This window comes from Bacillus sp. G1(2015b), assembly GCF_001482475.1.
In the GTDB taxonomy this organism is placed as follows: Bacteria; Bacillota; Bacilli; order Bacillales; family Bacillaceae; genus Bacillus; species Bacillus safensis.
The window spans coordinates 68,349-88,893 of record NZ_LKIC01000001.1; the positions used below are offsets into that span (position 1 = coordinate 68,349).

General features: G+C 43.5%; 19 protein-coding genes. 9 read left to right on the forward strand and 10 right to left on the reverse strand.

Annotated elements, in window-relative coordinates; all coding sequences use genetic code 11:
• Positions 1-17 precede the first annotated feature (17 nt).
• From AMR95_RS00390 to arr, 3 genes are all read left to right on the forward strand, one after another.
• Positions 18-1,439 (forward strand): glycoside hydrolase family 1 protein, encoded by a 1,422-nt coding sequence (locus tag AMR95_RS00390; protein ID WP_039176157.1) that lies wholly within the window; start codon positions 18-20, stop codon positions 1,437-1,439.
• Positions 1,440-1,591: 152 nt separating this feature from the next.
• Positions 1,592-1,804, forward strand: a complete 213-nt coding sequence (locus AMR95_RS00395) for a hypothetical protein (RefSeq protein ID WP_058837241.1) — start codon at positions 1,592-1,594, stop codon at positions 1,802-1,804.
• Between the two features lie 111 nt (positions 1,805-1,915).
• A complete protein-coding gene (arr, locus tag AMR95_RS00400) occupies positions 1,916-2,332 on the forward strand; it encodes an NAD(+)--rifampin ADP-ribosyltransferase (RefSeq protein WP_058837242.1) in 417 nt (138 codons plus the stop codon).
• 62 nt (positions 2,333-2,394) lie between these two features.
• On the opposite strand, the gene AMR95_RS00405 is transcribed toward arr, so the two are convergent.
• From AMR95_RS00405 to AMR95_RS00430, 6 genes are read right to left on the reverse strand one after another with little or no spacing between them, the layout of a single operon-like run.
• Complete coding sequence (locus tag AMR95_RS00405; protein ID WP_058837243.1) at positions 2,395-4,314, reverse strand: BglG family transcription antiterminator; 1,920 nt, start codon at positions 4,312-4,314, stop codon at positions 2,395-2,397.
• Positions 4,311-5,195, reverse strand: coding sequence for an ROK family protein (locus tag AMR95_RS00410; protein ID WP_058837244.1), 885 nt, complete (start codon positions 5,193-5,195; stop codon positions 4,311-4,313). Before AMR95_RS00410 ends, AMR95_RS00405 begins: the two co-directional genes overlap by 4 nt.
• A 56-nt stretch (positions 5,196-5,251) precedes the next feature.
• The gene (gene mngB, locus AMR95_RS00415) at positions 5,252-7,915 is read right to left on the reverse strand and encodes a mannosylglycerate hydrolase (protein ID WP_058837245.1); all 2,664 of its coding nucleotides are present in this window, start codon (positions 7,913-7,915) and stop codon (positions 5,252-5,254) included.
• Positions 7,916-7,943: 28 nt separating this feature from the next.
• Complete coding sequence (locus tag AMR95_RS00420) at positions 7,944-9,062, reverse strand: PTS fructose transporter subunit IIC (protein ID WP_024424401.1); 1,119 nt, start codon at positions 9,060-9,062, stop codon at positions 7,944-7,946.
• Positions 9,063-9,097: 35 nt separating this feature from the next.
• Positions 9,098-9,427 (reverse strand): PTS fructose transporter subunit IIB, encoded by a 330-nt coding sequence (locus AMR95_RS00425; protein WP_007498438.1) that lies wholly within the window; start codon positions 9,425-9,427, stop codon positions 9,098-9,100.
• Positions 9,424-9,945, reverse strand: a complete 522-nt coding sequence (locus tag AMR95_RS00430) for a PTS sugar transporter subunit IIA (RefSeq protein ID WP_231746853.1) — start codon at positions 9,943-9,945, stop codon at positions 9,424-9,426. Before AMR95_RS00430 ends, AMR95_RS00425 begins: the two co-directional genes overlap by 4 nt.
• Before the next feature lie 179 nt (positions 9,946-10,124).
• Here AMR95_RS00430 and AMR95_RS00435 point away from each other — a divergent pair, with 179 nt between their 5' ends.
• Both AMR95_RS00435 and AMR95_RS00440 read left to right on the forward strand, forming a co-directional pair.
• A complete protein-coding gene (locus AMR95_RS00435; protein ID WP_058837246.1) occupies positions 10,125-12,791 on the forward strand; it encodes a S8 family peptidase in 2,667 nt (888 codons plus the stop codon).
• Positions 12,792-12,898: 107 nt separating this feature from the next.
• The gene (locus tag AMR95_RS00440; protein ID WP_058837247.1) at positions 12,899-13,381 is read left to right on the forward strand and encodes an Ig-like domain-containing protein; all 483 of its coding nucleotides are present in this window, start codon (positions 12,899-12,901) and stop codon (positions 13,379-13,381) included.
• A 308-nt stretch (positions 13,382-13,689) separates the two neighbouring features.
• Here AMR95_RS00440 and AMR95_RS00445 read toward each other — a convergent pair whose 3' ends face one another.
• The 3 genes from AMR95_RS00445 to mmuM form a co-directional block, all read right to left on the reverse strand.
• Positions 13,690-14,310, reverse strand: coding sequence for a hypothetical protein (locus AMR95_RS00445; RefSeq protein WP_039176173.1), 621 nt, complete (start codon positions 14,308-14,310; stop codon positions 13,690-13,692).
• Between the two features lie 122 nt (positions 14,311-14,432).
• A complete protein-coding gene (gene mmuP / locus AMR95_RS00450; RefSeq protein ID WP_039176176.1) occupies positions 14,433-15,836 on the reverse strand; it encodes an S-methylmethionine permease in 1,404 nt (467 codons plus the stop codon).
• A 38-nt stretch (positions 15,837-15,874) separates the two neighbouring features.
• A complete protein-coding gene (gene mmuM, locus AMR95_RS00455; protein WP_039182957.1) occupies positions 15,875-16,813 on the reverse strand; it encodes a homocysteine S-methyltransferase in 939 nt (312 codons plus the stop codon).
• Positions 16,814-17,148: 335 nt separating this feature from the next.
• On the opposite strand from mmuM, the gene AMR95_RS00460 reads away from it, so the two are divergent.
• The 4 genes from AMR95_RS00460 to AMR95_RS19175 all read left to right on the forward strand — a co-directional run bounded on the left by AMR95_RS00460 (position 17,149) and on the right by AMR95_RS19175 (position 19,160).
• Complete coding sequence (locus AMR95_RS00460) at positions 17,149-17,979, forward strand: YitT family protein (protein WP_039176179.1); 831 nt, start codon at positions 17,149-17,151, stop codon at positions 17,977-17,979.
• Between the two features lie 116 nt (positions 17,980-18,095).
• On the forward strand, positions 18,096-18,413 hold the full coding sequence (locus AMR95_RS00465; RefSeq protein WP_039176181.1) for a PadR family transcriptional regulator: 318 nt from the start codon (positions 18,096-18,098) through the stop codon (positions 18,411-18,413).
• A complete protein-coding gene (locus tag AMR95_RS00470) occupies positions 18,406-18,993 on the forward strand; it encodes a DUF1700 domain-containing protein (RefSeq protein ID WP_058837248.1) in 588 nt (195 codons plus the stop codon). Before AMR95_RS00465 ends, AMR95_RS00470 begins: the two co-directional genes overlap by 8 nt.
• Positions 18,990-19,160 (forward strand): hypothetical protein, encoded by a 171-nt coding sequence (locus tag AMR95_RS19175; RefSeq protein WP_186315137.1) that lies wholly within the window; start codon positions 18,990-18,992, stop codon positions 19,158-19,160. Before AMR95_RS00470 ends, AMR95_RS19175 begins: the two co-directional genes overlap by 4 nt.
• 68 nt (positions 19,161-19,228) lie before the next feature.
• On the opposite strand, the gene AMR95_RS00475 is transcribed toward AMR95_RS19175, so the two are convergent.
• The gene (locus tag AMR95_RS00475) at positions 19,229-20,446 is read right to left on the reverse strand and encodes a multidrug effflux MFS transporter (protein ID WP_058837249.1); all 1,218 of its coding nucleotides are present in this window, start codon (positions 20,444-20,446) and stop codon (positions 19,229-19,231) included.
• Between the last annotated feature and the right edge of the window lie 99 nt (positions 20,447-20,545).

A 20,545-nucleotide genomic window follows, 5' to 3' on the forward strand; every position in this document is an offset into this window, starting at 1 on the left:
ATGAGGAGGAAGAAATTATGAGATATTCAACACTAGCACCATTTCCAAAGGACTTTTTCTGGGGCGGATCGACTTCCGCCTATCAAGTAGAAGGTGCGTGGAATGAGGATGGCAAAGGGCCTTCTGTCATTGACATGAGAGCCAGTTATCCTGAAGGCACAACGGATTTTAAAGTCGCAAGCGATCACTATCACCGCTATAAAGAGGATGTGAAGATGTTTGCAGAAATGGGTTTGAAGGCTTACCGCTTTTCCATTGCGTGGACAAGGATCATTCCAGATGGAGATGGGGAGATCAATCAAAAGGGGATTGAATTCTATCATTCACTCATCGATGAATTGCGCCGCTATGACATTGAACCAATCGTGACAATGTATCATTTTGATCTGCCTCATGCGCTTCAAGTAAAGGGCGGGTGGTCTAACCGCGGGACAGTGGATGCGTTTGAACGCTATGCAGAGGTGCTATTCAAGGAGTATGGTCAGAAGGTGAAATACTGGCTGACCATCAATGAACAAAACATGATGATCTTACATGGATCAGCGCTTGGTACACTTGATCCGAATTTAGAAAATCCAAAAAAAGAACTGTATCAGCAGAATCATCATATGCTCGTTGCACAGGCAAAAGCTATGACGCTTTGTCATCAAATGCTGCCTGAAGCGAAAATTGGACCAGCGCCAAACATCGCGCTCATTTATCCGGCTTCTCCAAAGCCTGAGGATGTGCTTGCTGCGGCGAATTACAATGCGATCCGCAACTGGCTTTATCTTGATATGGCTGTGTTCGGCCGTTATAACAACCTTGCTTGGGCGTACATGAAAGAAAAAGACATTCTTCCTGTCATCGAAGAGGGAGATATGGATATTTTGAAAAGCGCGAAACCAGACTTTATTGCCTTTAACTACTACACCTCTCAAACGGTTGAAGCGAGTAAAGGAGATGGCAACGACGAATTTGCACGCGGCGGAGATCAGCATTTGAAATCAGGGGAAGATGGCGTCTACAAAGGCGGCAACAACCCATTCTTAAGCAAAAATGCGTTTGGCTGGGAGATTGACCCTGTCGGTTTCCGTTCAACGATGCGCGAGATTTATGACCGCTATCAGCTGCCGCTTATTATCACGGAAAACGGATTGGGTGCTTTCGACAAGTTAGAAGAAGATGGTTCAATCCAAGATGATTATCGAATTGATTATTTAGAAAAGCATATTGAACAAATCAAATGGGCGATCACAGATGGCGTCGAGGTATTCGGATACTGCCCGTGGTCAGCTATCGACTTAATCAGCACACACCAAGGATGCTCCAAGCGCTACGGATTCATCTACGTCAATCGAGACGAATTTGACCTAAAAGACCTCAAGAGAATTCGCAAAAAGAGCTCTTATTGGTATGAAACCTTGATTCAACAAAATGGAGACAACATCGGGAAGTAACGATAAAAAAGCCAATCACCTTATGCGGGTGGCTGGCTTTTTTTGTTCACTTTATTGGCAAGATCATATTGTTCGAGTTGTTCTCACATGATAGTCTGATGGTATATTGTAAAAATTGGTTAAATATCCATTATAAGAAAGGGGCTGTTTATATGATGACAATTCTTTATATGTTCTTCCTATTGTTTTTCATTTTTTATGGTTTGAATTATATAGGACAGAAATTAATTGCGAAGGAATATCCAATGAACCATGGAGTGATTGTGACTCTGTCAGCTGTGGAAGGTATTCTTGTTTTCGTCATTGTTGGTGTGAATGCGAAATTCCCATTTTTATTTACAGTATTTATGTCCGTTCACATCTAACTCTCTACTATCATTATACCCCGAATTTAATGAAATTTATAGACTGTTTTCCCCCCATATCTAGCCGTATACTGTTATACGCAAGTCAAAAACGATAAGGGGTGTGGCTGTATGAATGACAAGCAAAAGGTGTTAGATCCAGGGCCATTTTTTCATGGGACAAAGGCAGAATTGAAGATTGGGGATCTGCTTGAACCGCTGCATTTATCCAATTATCAGGATAAAAAATCGAACCATATTTATTTCACCGGAACACTAAACGCAGCCAAATGGGGTGCTGAGTTAGCCAGGTCTGATGCGAAAGAAAGAATTTATATTGTAGAACCGTTAGGCGAGTTTGAAAATGATCCAAATGTGACGGACAAAAGATTTCCCGGCAACCCAACACGTTCTTATCGATCGAAATCTCCGTTGAAAATAGTCGCAGAATTAGGTTCATGGGAAAGACATTCCGATGAAGAAATCAATCATATGCTAAGCTCCTTAAAAAAATTAAGTGAAGAAGGAAAAAATATCATCTACGATTGATGTTACGTATATCTAAATAACACAAAAGCCGCCTCATGAACTGGGCGGCCTTTTATTTGATCTTAATGGAACAACGCATCCATCAGCTCATCAAATGTTTTGGCTTGCTTGAGGGCGCGAATGCGGTCTGGATTGTCTAGTAAATCGACGGCCTGTTCAAAGAATTGGTTCATGCAGGCAGCGTCATCCTTATGAATCGCTAATAAAAAGACAATTGATACTTGGTCTCCCTGCCAGTCAATCGGCTGTTTTAAGTGTGCGATGGCTACAGAGGAAGTCCCTTCATTTGTGATGAGCGGATGCGGCATTGCAATACCGCTGCCAAGATAGGTAGACGACATTTGCTCACGCTCAAGCACCGAAGGCCGAAATGAAGACGATACTAGCTGATGCGCCTCTAAACGGCTGCATAATATATTTAATACCTCATCCTTGCTGCTTAGGTCAGCATTCATTAAAGTCAATCGCTCTTGAAAAAACGCCATCAGCTCTTTTGAGGGTGCCCCGTGTCCATTTAATAAATGAATGACTTCATTCACACGCTGTATATCATGCTGTTCAAAAAAGGCACTGACCTGAATGACTGGTTTCCCCTTTGATGTGAGTGGAACAGTTGTGATGATGACGTCACAAGGCAAAGAGGAGCTCATGAGATAATCCTGATAGGAATAGAGCTCAACGATGTCAAGCTCGTGCTGAAAGGCTGACTTCAATTTAATTTCAAGGAGCCTTGCCGTCCCTAGTCCAGACCCGCACACGATAATGGCTTTCTTTCTTTGCGAGGTGTCGAGCTGACTTCTTTCAAATGAAGCAGCGATATGCAAGGCAACATATGCGGCCTCGTCTTCATTTGGTGTACGCACCAGCTGTAAGGCATTGAGTCCGCTGACAGCCAAATCAAACGGGTAAGGATAGGACGCTTTGATCTCATGCAAAAGCGGATTTTGTAAGGATACGCCATATTGGATTCGATTTAATAGCGGCTTCATATGAAGCATCAAGTCTTGCTGCAGAATGCTGTCATCAGCAAAACGATGGCCGCTTGTTTTTTCAATGTGCTGTAGAAAGACTGTGACCGCCTGTTGGACTTCCACTGTCGTCTGATGCTGGGCGGCTTCTTTCCATGTTTGATTCGCCAATAGATGCATGACTAAGTAATCTGTTTCATCCTCTGATAGGGTCACATAAAAAGTGTCACTCACCTGCTGTATGATTTTTTGTGCAATTCTCATCAAAACTGGTGATCTTTGTGTGCGGGCAGTACTAGCCGATACCCGCTGGTTTTTTCGTGTTTGCTGAATCGCAATGGCTAAGTGAATGACTAAATTTTTTAAGGCAATATCTTTAATGAGCAATGACTCTTGATGCAGGTTCGTCAACACAATAGATCGAATGGTTTCAAGAGATATATCAGGAAAATGGAGCTGCTCCCGCTCGGTGATATGAGAGAGAGCAGGCTCTTCTTCAAGAAGTAAGTCTGCATAGCATGTTCTTTTTTGCAGCTCATCTCCTTCAATCTTTAAGCCAAATCCAGGCTTTGATACAAGGGTCATGCCGTAACGGGCTAACATCTCTCGTCCTTTTTTCAAATCACTGCTGACCGTCATGCGGCTGATAAACAGTTCTTCAGCCAGCTGGTCAATTTTTAAGTAATCTGATTGAAGCAGCAGCTTTCTCATCATAAATCGTACACGCTCTTCTGGCATGACGGGGACAAGAGAGCGGGCAGGAAGTGTTTGTTGATGAAGCCAAAGTAAGAAAGCGTCTTGGTCACTCGTTAAAAGAGTATATCCCTTTCCGCGAATCGTTTTAATCATGGCTCCAGCTTCCTTTAAATACTCATTTGCTTCCTTGATTAAATTGCGGATAGAGCGGTCAGATAAGCGAAAAGAGGCAGTGAGCTCCTCCAGCTTCACGAACCCCTTCGTTTCAAATAGCCGCTGAATCAGCTGATAGGTTCGAGGATCTGCCGTCATCATCATTGCGCGGCTCCTTGCGCCTGTAAGGCATCCGTTCCAAGAGCGATGGCGCCCATTAAACCAGATAATCCATCAAAGGATGGTTTTGTGATAATTTCATGTAAAGGCTTTGGCAGCTGCAAATAGCCGCGAAGCCGCTTGTCTGTTTCATCAAGAATAAGTGGCAGCATAGCTGGCTGCTTCATCACGCCTCCGCCTAAAATGATGCGTTCTGGTGAAAGGGTGAGCAGCAGGTTAGCAGTCATCTGCCCGAGATAGTAAGCATGAAGTGACCAGGCTGGATGATCCTCTGGCAGCATGGGTGCCAGTGTATGATAGCGTCCTTCTATGGCAGGACCAGATGCCAGTCCCTCTAAACAATCATGATGTATAGGGCAGCAGCCTCCGTAGGTATCATGAGGATGCCGCTGAACGGTGATATGACCCATTTCTGGATGCAGCAATCCGTGAATAAGGCGATGTTCAATATAGGCACCTCCGCCTATTCCAGTCCCAACAGTAATATAGACCAAGGAGGCAGGTTTTTCTGCTTCAGTTGAAAAATGGGCTTCTCCGAGTGCTGCACAGTTCACATCGGTATCAAGCTTCATCGGGATCCCGAGGGCTTGTTTTAAGGTAGAGAGGAAAGGGAATTGGCGCCAGGCCGTTTTTGGTGTGTCTAAAATCGTCCCGTAGCTTGGGCTTTGCTCTTTCACATCGACAGGACCGAATGCCCCAATTCCAATTGCATCAACACGATGCTTTGTAAAGTAATCGATCACTTGCCGGCATGTTTCATCTGGATTCCCCGTTGCAAAGGAAGTCATGTGTTCAATCGTTCCGTCTGTTGTTCCGTAGCCGCAGACAAATTTCGTTCCGCCTGCTTCAATGCCTCCAATTCGCATGATCAATGCCCTCCATTAAAGAGGGGCGGAATCCAATGGATCCCGCCCCTACATGTTCATTTTTTCTTTACAATGTAGGTTTGTACCTGACAAGGTGTAAGCGGTTCAATGTGTAATGATCCATGTTGTGCTTTGAGTATCTGTCCTTCAGGTGTTTCTCCTAAATTCGCTGTTTCTCCGTGTTGTAGAGATGAACTATTGATTGAAGCGGCTGTTTGACGCGTTAAATATGGATTGAAGAGACGAATGACAATGCCTGTTCCATGCTCTTCTTTTTTCAGAGCGCTTAGAATGGCTCCATCTGTCTCGATGTCAAGCAGGCTATAAGTAGATTGTAAGTCTTCTTTTTCATCTCGGAAAGAGAAAATTAAACGACCGTTTAAAAAATCTGCCCGCTCGTAGCATTGAACAGGGGTGGTATACCGTTTGGCAAGCTGCGCTAAGTGTCCCTCGCTGACTGCATCCTTGCTATAGTGCATACCAAATGAGAATGACAGTGCACCTTGCAGCTGAGCGTCAGGTGTCTCCACAATTTTTTCCCCAGATGCGCGTCCTGGACGATAAAGGAGATTTTCTTTCCCCATTTTTCCGAAACAGCGGAAGAGCGTATACGCAATCGTTGTGTAACCTTCTCCTGTGATTTGGTATTCTCTCACGCAGTCGGTCAACAGAGCGGCACCATATGCTTCATCACGAAGTGCGACAAAGGATTGCATCGGTTCAATGGTGATCGGTTTTTCTTCCCAATGTTCATTGTTCCACCATTCAAGCTCTTGCGTGAGCTCTGTTGGGCGTTCGATTGTACCAAATTGTTGATCGCTTAGTGATACGTTTGATGCGATGCCTGTATCAAAAAGAACACGAAGGCGATGATCCAATGCATGGTTATCGACATCTACATGAAAACGGATGATAGCCTCGTCTTTGTTTAATGCCACCTTCGCTGTGATCGGAAGTGATGTCGCAGCCGATTGCTTAGAGCGCGCCTCTAGGTCATAAGGGACAGTGAGCTGAAGCTTGATGGTCAGCTCGTCTTGCAGACCGCTTTTAGACACTGAGATGTCCGCTGATGAAAGATCTTTTGATGACACATACAGATCCTCACGCGGTGGTGAATAGTTGTAAGAATCCCCATCGTCTCCGTTGTCTTCAAAGATCATTTGCTCAGAGAAGGTCTTGCCTGTTTGTTTGTCTGTGATGTTCAGTGATCCGTTGTCATTTGCCGCAATGCGGTAGTGCTTATTTTCGATCACGCGTCCTTCTGTTTGTTCCCACACAGATTCGCTTGATTCATCGAAGACCATGCTCACTTGTGTATAGCCTACTGACGGTAAGTCGATGGCTTCAATCAGCAGCACGGCTTTCCATACTTGCTTTGGCATGTACACTTCTTTACTTGGGTTAAGAGAAATTTGCTGTGCCAGCACATAATCTGTGACATCGGTTTTGCTTTTCACTGTGTACTGAAGCGTTCGTCCATTTGCATCCTTTAGCGTAAATGGACGTTCCGTGATAAAGGTCTCGACTTCAATAACTTCAGAACGCTTTGAAGGCAGTGTATTGAACAACGTGAACGTGATTTCCTGCTCTGTTTGCAGTCGAATAGTGATGAGACGCATGTGCAAGTCCACTAGATTCTCGGCGATTTCCTTTGCCTGCTTGTAGCGGAAGAAGACATCTTGGTTTGTCGTGTCACTATTACAGCCGCCAATGCTGTCATGCGCTGCATTTTCAAACATAAGGTACCAAATATCGCGAACCGTATCATGCGGATAGTCGTGTCCAAGCGAATAGCTGATCGTTAGGATAGGCTCCATCACATTCACGAGATAGTTTTCGATTTGATTGTTTAAGATTTTTAAATCCGCTCGTGTTGAAAAAATAGATTTGTGAATCCGCATATGCTTCGCGTGAATAAGCTCTCCCTGTAACGTCTCAAAAGATGTCCGCTCTTTTTTCACGGCTGCAATATAATCTTCTAAACTACTGATTTGATAGTGATGCTCGTCAAGCTCATTGGCTTTTTCTAATAAGTCAGGCAGGTTTTTACGGATCGGTGCCTGGTCAAAGCCATTTGGGAAATAGACATTCTTTGTGGTGGCCTTTGCTTGCAGCGCACCAATTTTTTCAAATAAAAAGGCTTGTAAGTCCTCATCCTTCTCAGGAATATTTCCGCCGTAGTAGTAGCCAAATGGCAGGTTCACAGCAAAGACTTCACTGCCGTCAGCGCCGCGCCAATTGAATTCAGTATGATTGGTCATATGGTCAGAAACGCCGCGCCAAAATGCTGTATCGACAATACCGAATCCGCGATAAATTTGAGGCATTTGCGCGGATTGACCGAAGGAATCAGGGACATAGCCGACTTTCATCACGTGGCCGAACTGCTGACAGCGTTCAATTCCATATTGCAGGTTACGCACAATCGATTCACCTGAAATGACGAGCTGGTCGGTTTGGGTATACCATGGGCCGATGATGAGACGTTTCGCTGTGACGAGCTTCTTGATTCGATTCTCATCCTCTGGACGCCATTTCAAATAATCATCTAATAAGGAAGCCTGGGCATCGAGCATGAAGTAATGGAACCTTTCATCTGTTTCAAGGGTATCTAAAATGTCCATTACGCTTTTCATTAAGTAGATACGGGAGCGGGAGGTGGTGAAATACCATTCCCGGTCCCAGTGAGTATGTGGAATCACATGTACATTGACAGTCATTGATCAACGACACCTTTCTTCGTTCAAATTATCCTTCTAGCACAAGGTCAAAATCGTCTTCTTCTTTCTGCTTCTGATCATGTTCCGGCGTTTTTGGCTCTTTTTTCTCAGAGAAATTCACAAGCAGGTTGGCGCCAATACCGATGACGAGTGCGCCAGTAAGGGCTCCGATTAAATAAGCCCACCAGTTTCCGACTGAGAAGAAGCCGTATAGCCCGCCAATTGGCGGCATGATGTCATGAACTCCTAATAATGCTGCGACCCCGCTTCCAACAGCACATGCGACAACATTGAGCGGAATCAATTTCAAAGGATTGACGAGGGTAAAAGGGATCGCCCCTTCCGTAATACCGATAATGCCCATAACAAGTCCGCCTCGTCCGGCTTCTCTAAAGGTTGGAGAGAAGTTGCGTTTTCGAATCAATGTCGCAAGCCCGTATCCAAGCGGTGGAATGACAATCGCAATATTGACAAGAATGGCAGGGAGGTAGACGCCTGATAGGAAGAGCGCGTTACCAGCCATCCATGCTGACTTATTCACCGGTCCGCCAAGATCGAAGCCAATCATCGCACCTAAAATGAGAGCGAGCGCAAGTGTGCTTGTTCCATCAGCGACCATGCCTTTAATCCATTCAATTAATGCCGTGTTCAAAGCGCCTAATGGTCCGCCTAGAAGAACTGACATAAGAAGTCCGGTTAAGCCAACGGTAATGAGCGGCAGGATGAGCAGAGGGACGAGCCCAGCTGCAGAGCCTTGAATTTGAATTTTTCTTTTCACAAAAAGAGCAACATATCCTGCGAAGAAGCCTGCAATGACGGCACCTATAAATCCGGCATTTGTTGAGCTGGCAAGGGCACCGCCGATAAAACCAGCTGCAAGACCTGATTTATCTGCAATGGAATAGGCGATAAATCCAGCGAGCAGGACGTTCATTAAGCCAATGCCTGTCCAGCCAACCTGCTCCATTAAATAGGCACCGTGCAGTATGCCGCCAGCATCCTTATAGGTGTTTAAATCTGAAACACCAAACCCTAACCCGACCAATTTTGCTAAACCAACGATAAGTGAAGCACCGATGATTACAGGAAGAATATAAGAAATACCGGTCATAAGATGGCCTTCAATGACTTTTAATTTTGCTTTCATTTTCTTTGCTCCTTTCTATATGGCATTGCTCATGTTTATTGAGATTCAGACTTTTTCTTTTCTACAAGTGCTACGGCTTTGGTGATAATTTGTTCAGCATTTTTTAAGGCACGTCCGATTTCGACACGTACAGTGGGAATGCCTGAGAAGCGTTCTGCATCGTTGATATGCTGATTTGAGGCAATGATGCAGAGGTCTGCCTGCTTTGCTTCCTCTGCTGTAATGCCGTTCACCTGTCCCATAATCCCTTGCTGTTCGATTTTGATCTCGTGTCCGAGTTGTTTACCCGCATTTTCTAACGCTTTGGCTGCCATTGGTGTATGAGCTAACCCTGCTGGACATGAAGTGACACCGACAATTTTCATTGTGTAATCCCCTCTTTCAATTGTTGTTCAATGACTTCGTAATAGTAATCAGCTGTTTGACCTGGTTGAATTTTTTCGATAAAAGCAGGTTCCATTAGGCTTGTCGCAATACCTGACAGTAGTTTCAGATGTGTGACATTTGCTTCTTCTAGTGGAACGAGCAGTGTAAATAAATAGCTTGTGGGCAAATCGTCGAAGCTTCCCCATTCAATGGGTTGTTCAAGTTCTAAAAAAAGAAGTGAAGCCGTTTGTACAGCGGAGCTTTTTGTATGTGGAATGGCGAAGCCTTGTTGAAGTCCTGTTGAGACTTCGTCTTCCCGTTTCAATAAATCCGTTAATAGCCCTGCTTGATCGTTTGTAATCTGAAGGTCTTCAGCTTTCTCGGAAATGTATTGTAAAATCTCATTCTTTGATCGTCCGTTTACTTGTGTGAAAACATGATCTTTTTGGAACAAGCTGATCCCTTCTCTCTTGTTTGTTAAGCGCTTACAAGTTGATTGTAATGTACTTTTCAGCATGGTTAAATAGCATCATTTTCCGTTTGAAATGGCAAAAAGTTTATGAAGCTACCCGTCTTGCTGACTGAATATCTCAAATCCTAGCTTAAAACGAGTTTAATTATATAAAAAACAGATTCTACTAAATGTATTTCTGTGATATTCTTCCAAGGTATCATAAAAGATAAGGGGGTCTTTTCATGTTCAAAAAGCAGGTCAAATCCTGTGTGGTCGTACTCATGGCCATCATTCTATGTATGGCAGCATTACCTGGATACGAGGCAGCAGCTGCCAGTCATGGAACAAGTGTCAATGAAGCCATTGGGTTAAAAAATGGTGAAGTCATCTCAGGTACATTACAGAATGAAAAGGAAGAGTCATGGTATCAAATCACGCCATCTGCACAAGAAGTGGCAAAACATACACATATGCAAATTTCTTTGAAAAGTAAACAAGTGCTGTCCGTATCGGTCTATCCAAGTAAGGACAGAGCGATGAAGGATGACACCTATTCAAGGTATCGCGTAGACACAGCAAGCGGAGAGACAGAGATCAACTTCCCGCACGCATGGTCAGGTCCCTATTATGTCAAAGTGCTCTATTTAGGGTCAGAGGAAGACAGCCGTGATGAGGAAGAGGATGCGGCATATACAATCGGATATAAAGGAGCTAACCTTCCGCCTTCTGAACCCGTTTTCCCTGAAGAAGATGAGCCTGAAATCATCATTATTGAGAAAAAGTACGGGCGTGAAATTCTACAATCGATTCGTACAATCGAAGATAAACGATTTAATGAGACTTCAGAAGGTCTGAAGCTTTCGCGTCTGCTCCAAAAAACAAAACCGTTTCTCAAATCGAAGCTCATCAAACATCAAAAAGAGCAGCAAAAGGTATACAATCATCTGCTCACATTAAAAACGCTGCTAAGTGACGTAGAGAAATATGGTGCATTTAGCGGTCATATCGTAACAGAAAAAGAACAGCAGGCGATTCGCTCCCTTTTTGATATGCTCAAAGAAGCAAGTCCGGCTTATTTAAAAAAGGAATTAGAAGCTGTCAGTCAAAAAATTGGCATTGATCAGCTTGAAGGAAAATCAGCTGGTTATGTATTAGAGAAACAAAAGCTTGTAAAAGAAGAGAAGGTTAAAACGAATAAGATCATTTTTAAATTAAAGGATGGCCAAACACTTCAATCTGCGAAAAAGAAGATGAAAAGCTACGGTATCCAAGAAAACCGTGTGACATCACAGTCAGTCAGTCCTTTATTCAAAGGCATGTATGTCTATGATGTACCAGCAGGGCAAGAATCAGCTGGAAAGACACTAAAAGCAGGCAAAGCGGCCATCAAGAGCACGGCAAGAAAGCTTTCCAGCATGCCGAATGTTGAATTTGCAGAGCCTGTTCAAACCTATCGTGCGCTAAGCAACGACGCGCAGTATGCTTATCAGTGGCCGCTGAAAAACAGTGCGCAAAACAGTGGGAAAAAAGGCGCTGACGTCAAATTTGAACAAATGAATACACTGATTGGCACAAGCAAAATGAAGCAAACATTAATTGCTGTTGTGGATACAGGTGTAGACAGCCGTTTGACAGATTTAAGCGGGACTGTTCGTACAGACTTAGGTGCGAATCTCATTGGACGCAACAAAGATGCGATTGATGACAATGGACACGGTACGCATGTGGCAGGCATCATTGCCGCAAAATCCGATAACCATTACTCAATGGCAGGTCTCAACCAACATACGGGCATCATTCCAGTGAAGGTGCTGGATGCTTATGGATTTGGCGATACAGAGCATATTGCACTTGGCATCAAGCATGCAGTGGACAAAGGCGCAAAGGTGATCAACATGAGCCTTGGCGGCTACTACAGCAGAGTGATTGAATATGCAATGAATTATGCTGCACAAAGAAATGTACTAGTCGTCGTGGCAAGTGGAAATGATGGCGTACCAGAAATGGGCTACCCTGCGACGTCAAAATACGCAATGGCGGTTGGCGCAAGCAACCGTATGGATATTGCCGCTGAGTTCTCAAGTTATGGCAAAGGACTGAGCATGTCAGCACCAGGTTCTGATATTCCGAGCTTAATGCCTGATGGGAACGTCTCATACCTTAGCGGGACATCAATGGCGACACCATATGTGGCAGCAGCAGCAGGATTACTGCTTTCTAAAAATCCATCCTTGAAGCCAAATCAAGTGAGAAATCTTTTGCAAAATACAGCAGATGATATCTCATTTAAATCTATTGATGGAAAAGACGACGTTTTCTATGATGAAAACGATGAACCAATTGTTGATCCAAAAATTCCAGGTGTCGATTGGATGACAGGACACGGCAGACTGAATGCATTTGCTGCATTAAGTGCTGTCGAATTGAATGCATCTGTGAGCAAAGTGGAGGATCAGCATCAAAAGGTGACAGGTAAAGCAAAAGCTGGCGCTGCTATTTCTGTGTATAGAGGAAAAACCCTGCTTGGAAAAGGCATAGCAGGCAAAAAAGGAACCTTTAGTGTGAAGATTAAACATCAGAACAAAAACAAGGTCCTTCAAATTAAAATTTCAAAAGGAAAGGCCTCTACGACGCTCAAAACCGTCGTGAAAAAAGGCAAAGCACCAGCTAAGCCGAAAGTGAGCAAAGTAACAGTCAAAAGTAAAGCGGTCAAAGGGACTGCGGGTGCGGGCTTGACCATTAAAGTGAAAAACAAATCAAAGAAAGTCATCAAAACAGTCAAAACCAATAGCAAGGGCACATTTACTGCCCAAATAAAACCACAAAAAGCCAAAACGGTTTTGTATGTGACTGCTTCAGATGTGAGAAAAAGAGAAAGCAAAGCAGTAAAAGTGGTTGTGAAAAAATAAAAGAAGAACTTCCCTTTCTAAAAAAGGGAAGTTCTTTTGTTTTATACTGGAAAAATACCAATTCCTGTCGATAGTAATATAGTAGGAAATAAAAGGAGGATTTATCGATGAAAAAAATCATGTTTGCTTTCTTTCTATCATTGCTTCTCGTATTCCCAAGCTTTGCACATGCTGAAGAAACAGGTGCAGTACCAGCATCCGTACAAGTAACAAGTGTCACAGCAGCCGATAGTGGTATAGTGAATTACGGCTATGGCAGTAAATATCGCGTGGGTTCTTATTATCCAGCTACGTTTAAAGGGACACTAAAAGATGCAAGCGGAAACCTCATGCCTAATCAGCCGATCCAGCTTTATTTTGAAGCAGCAATCAAATCATATGCTCAAACAGCGACAGGCACAACAGATGAGAATGGACAGTTTTCACTCACGTTTCAAGTTCCTGCAGGTGCAGGCTACCAATCATACAATAATGCAGGCTGGTCTACACATTACTACGATATCGTTCCAGTGACGTTCACGTCAAACGACATCAAACTATCTTCAAATGTCACAAGTGTGTACCATTTGGCGTATACATCACGTTACTAATCTCATAGAAAAAAAGGATGTCATCAGGTGACATCCTTTTCTTTTTGTTAGCAAACCTGCTGGGCGGCAACCGAAAGAGTCGATAAACAAACACTCATCAGCCGTTACTCCCAGATTCGATCGAGCGTTTAACTTTTAATCTTAAGCTTTGATGGATAAGAACTTTTACACTTAAACTTTGATCCTTGAACGTTCAGCTTTGAGCTTTTATCAAGGATCATCCTAAGATGATCATCAGATGAGGAGGGAATGACCTTTCCCTCGGAGGTGTTTAGTTCTATCGATTTTCGGCTTACTAACAAAATCAATTAATCGATCTGTATTTTCGTCAATGTATTGCTTTCAGACAAGGAAAAATCAACTTCCATTTGGAAATCTTCAATTTCTTTTGAAAGCTGTTCAATTTTTACTCGAAGGCGAAGCGGATCGATGATCACTGCCTCATTTTCAGCTAGAAAAGACTTCACGATCTCTTGGTTGGCAGCCGCTTGTGTCTTTCCATCTTTCCCAAACAAGGTTTCTAAATGCTGATCAAGTCTCCTTTTCACATCTTCATTCGTTTGTTCTGCTTTGTCGACCAGCTCTTTGTACACTTGTTTCATTTTCCGTAAATAACGAATATCGTAGTCTATCGACGTCTTACGTTCAATCGCCTCTGCCACCGTCATACGGACACCTGCCACATCAATCATTGTGGTTGCATTTGATACAACGATAGCTGATTTGATGGCATTCCGGCGTTTGATTAAAGCTTGAATCGATTGATCATCAGCCTTCGCCTTTTTTTCAACTTCTTCTTGATTCTGAAATCCGTGCTGTATATGTTTCCCGATCATCAATCCACCAAGTACGGCGTCATCAACGGTTCGGTTGATCCTTTTATCTAACATTTTCAGTTCACTTAATGCTCTTGTAATGGTCATTTCCATATTCACGACAACTCCCTTGGTTCATCCTGAAAATCATAGATTCCTATCATATACCAAAGTGTGCTTCTTTTACTAGTGATATCCTTTTCTGTCAGCAGCTTTATATAGAAAAAACCTGATGTTTATACACCAGGTTTTTCTCGTTTTTTCTGAATCCAAGCTGTCATGTAATACGCAGCATAGCAGAGCGCAATGAAAGGAATGCCGCAGATGAGGGCAATCCGCTGATTTGGATCAAAGGCAATGCCGATGACAGATGCTAGACATAGGAGGAAGGCAGCAATCGGAACCACTGGATAGAGCGGGGTTCGAAATGATAAATCTTGAAGCTGTCCGCCTTCCTGTAAAAATCTTTTCCGAAACATCAACTGTGAGGCAGCAATTCCCATCCATACGACCACAACAGCCAGTCCAGAGATTGACACAAGAACAAGATATACCGTTTCTGGTGCGATCACACTCGATAGCAATGAAAGAATACCACCGATCATACTTAAAATGAGTGCATTCAAAGGAATTCCTTTTGATGTCAGCTTCGCCAGTTTTTTAGGAAGTGTCCGTTCTTCAGAAAGCGACCAAAGCATACGAGATGACGCGTATAATCCTGAGTTTGCGGCAGATAAGATCGCGGTCAGGATGACAAAATTCATGAAATCTGCAGCATAAGGAATTCCGATACGATCAAATACCACGACAAATGGGCTTTTGATCACCCCGGCTTCTTCTACTGGAATCAAGCCAGCCAAAACAACGATCGTTCCAACGAAAAACAGGACGAGACGCAGGACGGTTGTGCGAATGGCTCTTGGGATGGTCTCGTCAGGATTGACGCTTTCACCCGCAGCAATCCCAATCAACTCCGTCCCTGAAAAAGCAAAATTGACAGCAAGCATCGTCATTAAAATCGGTAAAAAGCCGTTTGGGAAAAGTCCGCCTTCGCCAGTGAAATTAGAAAAGAACGGAGCGGCCTCACCGCCCTTTAATGGAATCAAACCAAACATTGCAGCTCCGCCAAGAATAATAAAGAGAATAATAGCCATCACTTTAATACTGGAAAACCAAAACTCTGATTCTGCAAAAAATTTGACTGTAAATGCATTCAGTAAAAAGATGAGAAGAGCAAAAACACCACTCCACATCCAAACCGAAGTGTCTGGAAACCAGCGCTGCATTAATAATCCTGCCGCTGTAAATTCCGAACCGAGTGCCACTGTCCATGTCAGCCAGTATAGCCAAGCGACCGTATAGCCTGTACCAGGTCCAATGTATTTTGTTGCGTACGTATGAAAAGCCCCTGTGACCGGCATAGCGACAGACAGCTCACCTAAACAAAGCATCACGAGGTAGACAATTAATGCCCCCACAAGATAGGCAAGAATGGTTCCCGCAGGTCCGGCCTGATTGATGGTATACCCAGAGCTTAAAAAGAGCCCTGTCCCAATGACGCCGCCTAGAGAAAGCATGAACAGGTGCCGGCTCGTCATTTTTCGTTGATATTGTTGTGACTGATCTTTTGCTTGTTCCATGTCTTCCCGCCCTTTTGCTTAGAAGTATGTGTAATGAATCATGATGTGGTTCGTTTTAAGATGTCATTGATATCTTCTGGAGTCGTGCGGCAGCAGCCGCCGATGATATGCGCGCCGTCTTTGTACCACTGATACGCACATTCGCCAAAAGTAAGATGTGACGTATCACCGCTCCAAACCTTTTCTTCAGGATCATATACTTCACCTGAGTTTGGATACACCACAATCGGTTTGCTTGTTCCTTTTTTCATTTCTTGAATGAGAGAAGTGATAAATTGCGGCGGCGTACAGTTCACGCCGACAGCAGCAATTTGTTCATAAGGTTCAAGTGCCTGTACACATTCCCGTATGGAGTCACCTTCACTAATGTGCAGGCCATCCTTTGCGCTGAATGTGATCCAAGCTGATACCCCGCTGAATTCATCCCGCAGCAGCTTTGCGATGGCTGTTGCTTCAATCAAACAAGGAATCGTTTCACATGCAAGGATATCTGCTCCCGCTTCTACTAATGCCTGAATTCTTGGTCTGTGAAAATCAATGAGAGCCTGCTCAGAGAGTCCGTAATTTCCCTTATATTCTGAACCATCAGACAAATAAGCGCCGAATGGCCCCACAGATCCAGCGACAAATGGTTTTGTCCGCCCTTCACGACGCGCTTCATCCTGCCAAAAAAGATCGCGTGCCTCTTTCGCTAAAGTGACAGATCGTTTCATGAGTTCAAGCGCTTCTTCTTTTGTATAGCCTTTTTCAGCAAAGCCTTCAATCGTTGTTTGGTAGCTGGCGGTTGTGGCGCAGTCAGCACCTGATTGGAAGTAGTCCAAGTGTACTTGCTGAATCAATTGTGGCTGTTCAATAAGTATTTTGGCTGACCATAAACTGTCATTTAAGTTACAGCCCTTTCGTTCAAGCTCTGTTGCTAATGCACCGTCTAAAATCAAAGGTGCGTGAGCCTGTAAACGGCTTTGAATAGGATTCATCGGAATCAAACAGCCTCCTTTTTAGATCGGATTTGATGGGTATGATATGAGGCAGTAGTTTAAATGACTAAAGCGTTTTTGTCAAGGAGAGGAAAAAGCATATTAGGGCGCGAAAACCCTGAAAACATGCGGGTTTTGATGCATAAAAATGTAGTCAAAATAATAGAAAACCAAGTCATTGACAGCCTCTAAAAAGAGATATATATTATGGAAAGATTGATTTCAGAAAGCTTCATCAAAAGGCGCCGTCTTTTGATTTTTATGTTGTCCAACGACTGTCTTCTTTCGTGCAGAAAGAGGGTTTTTTATATGCTTAAAAAAGGAGGAAAGAAGAATTGAAAAAATGTGTAAAAGATATAACGATGATTTTAGTTGGTTCTTTTTTATTTGCCGCAGCAGTGAACATGTTTGTCATTCCGCTTGAATTTGGTGAAGGCGGCGTAACGGGGCTGTCCATCATTTTTTATTATTTGTTTGAGATTGCACCGTGGCTGACGAACCTTGTGTTGAATGCGATCTTATTACTTGTGGGATATAAATACTTGGACAAGAAGACCACGATTTATACGGTGGTTGCCGTCGCAAGTAACTCTCTATTTTTACACTTGACCACAACATGGGTCGTGAATGTTCATGAATTGATCATTGGAGCAATTTTTGCAGGAATTATCATCGGTATCGGGATTGGTCTAGTGCTAAGAGCAGGCGGAACAACGGCGGGCTCTGCCATTCTCGGAAGAATTGCCAACAAGTATTTAGACTGGAACGTGAGCTATGCCATCTTGTTCTTTGATCTGATCGTTGTATTTGCTTCCTACTTTATTATTGGTGCGGAAAAATTAATGTTTACCATTGTGATGCTGTATGTGGCGACAAAGGTGATGGACTTCGTGATAGAAGGACTTAACACGAAAAAGGCAGTGACGATTATTTCTTCATGCAAAGATGATATTGCGGAAGAAATCAATCACACCCTGGACCGAGGCGTAACAATTTTAAACGGACGCGGACATTATTCAAAGGAATCGAAGGAAATTCTTTACGCAGTCATTCAAAAGCAAGAGCTCATGCGCCTCAAGAAAATTATTAAGAAAATTGATCGAGACGCATTTGTTGTTGTCCATGACGTGCGCGATGTGTTCGGAGAAGGATTTGTAAATATATAAAAATGAAAATAAGACAAAGAGCTAAAAGACCCGAAAAAGGGTCTTTTTTTATTCTCTATACCTCTTGTCACACAATACTATGTAATGTATAGTATAAAGAGTTAGGAGTTGTAAACATGAATGCACAATTAAAAAAAGGATTACTGGAGTTTTGTGTACTGGCGGTATTAAAGAAAGGCGATTCCTATGGTTATCAAATCATTAAAGATATGTCCCGTTGTATTGAGATTTCAGAATCGACATTGTATCCGATTTTAAAGCGTTTAGAGCAAAACAATTATGTGGAGACCTATTCCCAGGAACATAACAGTCGATTAAGAAAATACTACCGCATGACAGAAAGCGGGCGGGAGCATATGGCGCAGTTTTTAGAGGAATGGGATCAGGTGATGGCGATTTACGACTTTATTTCTGGAGGACAGGGCAATGAATAAAAAAGAATTTTTAAGCAGCCTAAAGAAGCATCTGCATCTTCTAGGCGACAAAGATAGTGATCGGTTTATCGAATACTACGATGAAATAATTGAGGATTATCAGGAAGATGGCTACAGTGAACAGGAAGCGGTTCAACAAGTCGGGCAGCCTGCTATGATCGCTGAAGGAATTATGAAGGAACAAGGAATAAAAACCGTTCAGGTGCCGACGTTTGGAGAAAAAGCCACAAGACTCTCCATTCTCATTTTAGGCTTTCCGTTATGGGGCAGTATTCTAGCAACAGTCTTCCTGTTGATTCTTTCTGTGTATATGGTGATTTGGTGTATTCCACTCGTGACAGGTACAGTGACGCTGGTTGGTCTGCTCGGAGGTTTTTGGAGCATCATTGGTTCTCCATTTATCTTTCAGGACGGTTTGCATGTGGTGGTGACGCAGATTGGCGTTGGTATTTTTCTGTTAGGTGCCGGATTATTAAGCGGCATAGCCACGGCGTATTTGACAAAGCTATTTGTGCAAATAACTATTCAAACCACTAAGGCATTCATGGGAATGTTTAAAAAGAAGGTCGTGAGAGTATGAACGTGAACGATTTAAAAAAGCAAGTCATCAAATGGGGAATCATCTTCACCGTTGCCGGAGGAATTGTCATGGCAATTGGTTTTGGCATATCAGGCTTTGATCTAGATGCATATCACAACGATGACCAGAACAACGTGTTCCGCACCATCAATTGGAGTAAGCCATAATAAATGAAAAAAGACAAAGAGCTAAAATCAAGATCATTTTAGCCCTTTGTCAACAGTCTGAAACCCGCTTATGCGGGTCTTTTTTTCGCTCGGGCCACAAAGAAGAAATAACAGCAAAGTGCGCCTAGATCACAAAGCATAATGATCAGACCCATTGGAAAGGCTGTTTGGCTTCCGGCTAGTCCGACAAGAGGTGTCATGCAAGCGCCTAGCAGCATTTGCGCCACACCGATCAGTGCAGCAGCACTTCCTGCATGTGCCCCGTGATGCTGCATCGCAAGAGACGGTGCAGAGGTGCCGACAATTCCAACGCTTGATACCACAAAAAACAGCGGAATGAGAATACCGTACAATCCTGCATCAATCGAGATCATGAAAAATAAAGTCACTCCCCCTAACGCAGCTGTCAGCAATCCAATGCGAAGGACTTTCTCTTCACCGATTTTCGCAGCGACTCGGGCAAATACTTGTCCAGCCGTGATGATTCCAAGACTATTTACCGCAAATGCTGCACTAAAGCCTTGTGGAGAAAGGTTAAAAATATCCTGGAGCACAAACGGTGAACCTGAAATATACGCAAACATCGCTGCGAATACAAGACCTTGTGAGAGTGCATATCCAACAAAGAGACGATCACTGGCTAAAATTTTCATCGCGCCTGCAATCTGTTGAAAGCCCCCGGTCTGTCTACGCTCCGCAGGTAAGCTTTCTTGCAGTGAAAAGATGGATCTCAGCAGCATCAATGCCCCGAGAATTCCGAGTAGGACAAATACACCCTGCCATGTCGTGAAGCGTAAAATTTGTCCGCCCGCAATAGGTGCTGCTGCCGGAGCCACCCCGTTGACTAACATCAGCAGTGCAAAGAATTTCGTCATTTCTGATCCTTCATAATGATCTCGCACGATAGCTCGTGCAATCACAATGCCTGCTGAACCAGCAAGTCCTTGAATCAATCTAAGAAGAATGAACATCCAAATCGATGTGACCACTGTACAAAGAAGTGATGCCGCTATAAAGATAATCAAGCCAATCATCAGCGGTTTTCTTCTGCCGATCGTATCGCTGATCGGGCCTGCAATCAGCTGGCCAAGCGCCAGTCCAATGAGACAAGCCATGAGACTTAATTGGGACAGCGCCGTACTTGCCTCAAAATCACGAGCAATATGAGGCAATGCAGGTAAATACATATCCATTGCCAGCGGAGCAAGGGCTGTTAAAGATCCAAGCAATGCGGCAAGGAGAAATCGATTTTTTTTCGATTCTTGGGGATAAGATAAAGAACTCATATGATGACAACACTCCTCGTATACTTCCTCAACACAGCATAATGAATCGAGCGTTCCTTTTCAATGAAAAATTTTCAAAGATGTTTCCGTGCAAAATGA

Excerpts from the sequence above, each read along its gene's own strand:
- AMR95_RS00470 (WP_058837248.1), top strand. The coding sequence starts at position 18,406 with ATGAATAAAAAAGAATTTTTAAGCAGCCTAAAGAAGCATCTGCATCTT.
- AMR95_RS00430 (WP_231746853.1), bottom strand. The coding sequence starts at position 9,945 with ATGCTGAAAAGTACATTACAATCAACTTGTAAGCGCTTAACAAACAAG.
- AMR95_RS00425 (WP_007498438.1), bottom strand. The coding sequence starts at position 9,427 with ATGAAAATTGTCGGTGTCACTTCATGTCCAGCAGGGTTAGCTCATACA.
- AMR95_RS00445 (WP_039176173.1), bottom strand. The coding sequence starts at position 14,310 with ATGGAAATGACCATTACAAGAGCATTAAGTGAACTGAAAATGTTAGAT.
- AMR95_RS00390 (WP_039176157.1), top strand. The coding sequence starts at position 18 with ATGAGATATTCAACACTAGCACCATTTCCAAAGGACTTTTTCTGGGGC.
- AMR95_RS00405 (WP_058837243.1), bottom strand. The coding sequence starts at position 4,314 with ATGATGATGACGGCAGATCCTCGAACCTATCAGCTGATTCAGCGGCTA.
- AMR95_RS00410 (WP_058837244.1), bottom strand. The coding sequence starts at position 5,195 with ATGCGAATTGGAGGCATTGAAGCAGGCGGAACGAAATTTGTCTGCGGC.
- AMR95_RS00475 (WP_058837249.1), bottom strand. The coding sequence starts at position 20,446 with ATGAGTTCTTTATCTTATCCCCAAGAATCGAAAAAAAATCGATTTCTC.
- mmuM (WP_039182957.1), bottom strand. The coding sequence starts at position 16,813 with ATGAATCCTATTCAAAGCCGTTTACAGGCTCACGCACCTTTGATTTTA.
- AMR95_RS00395 (WP_058837241.1), top strand. The coding sequence starts at position 1,592 with ATGATGACAATTCTTTATATGTTCTTCCTATTGTTTTTCATTTTTTAT.
- AMR95_RS00435 (WP_058837246.1), top strand. The coding sequence starts at position 10,125 with ATGTTCAAAAAGCAGGTCAAATCCTGTGTGGTCGTACTCATGGCCATC.
- AMR95_RS00440 (WP_058837247.1), top strand. The coding sequence starts at position 12,899 with ATGAAAAAAATCATGTTTGCTTTCTTTCTATCATTGCTTCTCGTATTC.
- AMR95_RS19175 (WP_186315137.1), top strand. The coding sequence starts at position 18,990 with ATGAACGTGAACGATTTAAAAAAGCAAGTCATCAAATGGGGAATCATC.
- AMR95_RS00465 (WP_039176181.1), top strand. The coding sequence starts at position 18,096 with ATGAATGCACAATTAAAAAAAGGATTACTGGAGTTTTGTGTACTGGCG.
- AMR95_RS00420 (WP_024424401.1), bottom strand. The coding sequence starts at position 9,062 with ATGAAAGCAAAATTAAAAGTCATTGAAGGCCATCTTATGACCGGTATT.
- mngB (WP_058837245.1), bottom strand. The coding sequence starts at position 7,915 with ATGACTGTCAATGTACATGTGATTCCACATACTCACTGGGACCGGGAA.
- arr (WP_058837242.1), top strand. The coding sequence starts at position 1,916 with ATGAATGACAAGCAAAAGGTGTTAGATCCAGGGCCATTTTTTCATGGG.
- mmuP (WP_039176176.1), bottom strand. The coding sequence starts at position 15,836 with ATGGAACAAGCAAAAGATCAGTCACAACAATATCAACGAAAAATGACG.